This is a genomic window from Synechococcus sp. Cruz CV12-2-Slac-r, assembly GCF_024346075.1.
Lineage (GTDB): Bacteria > Cyanobacteriota > Cyanobacteriia > PCC-6307 > Cyanobiaceae > Synechococcus_D.
In genome coordinates, this window is sequence record NZ_JAGQEK010000217.1 from 1 (window position 1) to 2,224 (window position 2,224).

General features: G+C 46.8%; 1 protein-coding gene and 1 pseudogene. One reads left to right on the forward strand and one right to left on the reverse strand.

The features are described from left to right. The first annotated feature begins 11 nt into the window (after window positions 1–11). Window positions 12–719, forward strand: coding sequence for a serine O-acetyltransferase (gene cysE, locus KB557_RS10855; RefSeq protein WP_255134118.1), 708 nt, complete (start codon window positions 12–14; stop codon window positions 717–719). Window positions 720–737: 18 nt separating this feature from the next. On the opposite strand, the pseudogene secA reads toward cysE, so the two are convergent. Further along, window positions 738–2,224: pseudogene (secA, locus tag KB557_RS10860) on the reverse strand (preprotein translocase subunit SecA); the annotation flags it as partial.

Here is a 2,224-nt window from a genome sequence, read left to right on the forward strand (position 1 = left end):
TGATTGACTAGATGTTTAGAAGTTTAAGAGCTGATATTGCAATTATCAAAGAAAGAGATCCGGCCGCCAGGGGCCCTTTGGAAATCCTATTTTGCTATCCGGGGCTTCATGCAATTTGCCTTCATCGGATTAGCCATCAGTTGTTTCGGTTAAATTTGCCGTTACTGCCGCGCTTATTATCTCAAATTGGGCGTTTCTTTACAGGGGTAGAAATTCATCCTGGAGCAAGAATTGGCCGTGGGGTATTTATAGATCATGGCGCTGGTGTGGTGATTGGTGAAACGGCGATAATCGGTGATCGTTGCTTGTTATTTCAAGGGGTAACACTTGGCGGCACCGGCAAGCAAGGCGGAAAACGCCATCCCACCCTCGAGGAAAATGTAGTTGTGGGCGCAGGCGCAAAAGTATTAGGCGCAATTAATGTGGGTACAAACACTCGTATTGGCGCTGGTTCAGTATTACTTAGGGATGTGGAACAGGATTGCACGGTGGTGGGGGTGCCTGGCAGGGTGATCCATCAATCGGGGGTGAGGATCGATCCCTTGGCCCACTCTCAATTACCCGATGCTGAAGCCCAGGTGATTCGAAACTTAATGGAACGCATCGATGCCCTTGAAAATGCCCTGCAACAACAAAATCGAGGCAATGAACCTGGCGGCACATCCCAAAGCCTGCGAGACCGCGAGATAATAGAATTTCTCGAAGGTAGCGGGATTTAAAGATCTAAATAACTGAGCCTAAATATTTTGCGTTTCGGGTGCTTGCGGCTGGAACATAAACATTGAATAAATTACATTACGCCGCATTTGGGTCATCATTTCAAGGAACATATCGTAGCCCTCATTTTTATATTCAATCAGAGGATCTTTTTGGCCGTAACCCCTAAGGCCAACGGATTCCCGTAAAGCATCCATACTTTGCAAATGCTCACGCCATAAAGTATCAATTTGTTGAAGAATAAAAAATCGTTCCGCCTCACGCATTAAGCCATTTCGCATCTCTTCTATTTCAACTTCTTTAAGGTCATAGGCAATCCGCAGCTGTTCATGCAGAAAAGCTTTTAACTCATCGATATTAAGACCCTGCAATTGCTCGGGTTGTAAATCTTGAAGAATATAAACAAATTCCTTCACCTTATTTGTTAAACGGTTTAAATCCCATTCCTCAGGGGGAAGCTCTGGATTTACATAGGCTTCAACAATGTCGTCCATAGTGCGCTCGCCATAACCAAGCACCTGTTTTTTAAGATCTCTACCTTCCAGCACGCGGCGGCGTTCTGCATAAACAGCACGGCGTTGGTTATTCATCACTTCATCATATTCAAATACCTGTTTGCGTATGTCGTAGTAATAGGTTTCAACCTTCTTTTGTGCCCCCTCAAGGGAACGGGTAAGCATTCCTGATTCAATCGGCATATCTTCTTCCACCCTAAAAGCATTCATAAGGTTAGCAACTCTTTCACCACCAAAAATACGCAATAAATTATCTTCTAAAGAAAGAAAGAAACGGGTACTGCCCGGATCACCCTGGCGCCCGGCGCGACCGCGCAATTGATTATCAACCCGCCGCGATTCATGGCGTTCGGTGCCAATTACATGTAAACCACCAAATTCACGCACCTGCGCCTGTTCAGAACCAATTACGGCATCGTAATCACCACGAATAGCGGCAATAACTTGGCGCAATTTAATAATACCTTCATCATCAGTTGGCGCCTTTTCAGCAGCGCTGGTGATGCGATCTTCTAAATCCAAAACTGATAGAGAACGATCACCCCAAAGCTTCACCAATTGCTGGGCAACATCAGCAAGAGCTTGATCGGTATCAGATGAAAGTTCACAAGGAAATAAACGACCAATTGCCCTTGCTTCACTGAGGGGTTTAGCCGGATTAACGGTGGCTGCTGCAAAACCAGCACTCGCTTCTCGTTGCAATGGCACAGGCGGGCGATGCCCCTCCTCCGGACGCACTAAACGGGGCAGTAATAATTCCCGCACCTTGAGGCGGGCCATGTAGTCGCTATTACCACCAAGAATTATGTCTGTGCCGCGGCCAGCCATGTTTGTGGCGATCGTTACTGCGCCAGCACGGCCGGCCTGGGCAATAATTTCCGCCTCCCGTTCCACATTTTCTGGTTTGGCGTTAAGCAAATTGTGGGGAATGCTTTGCTCCTGCAATAAAGCAGAAAGCAGCTCACTTTTTTCTACGCTGGTAGTACCCACAA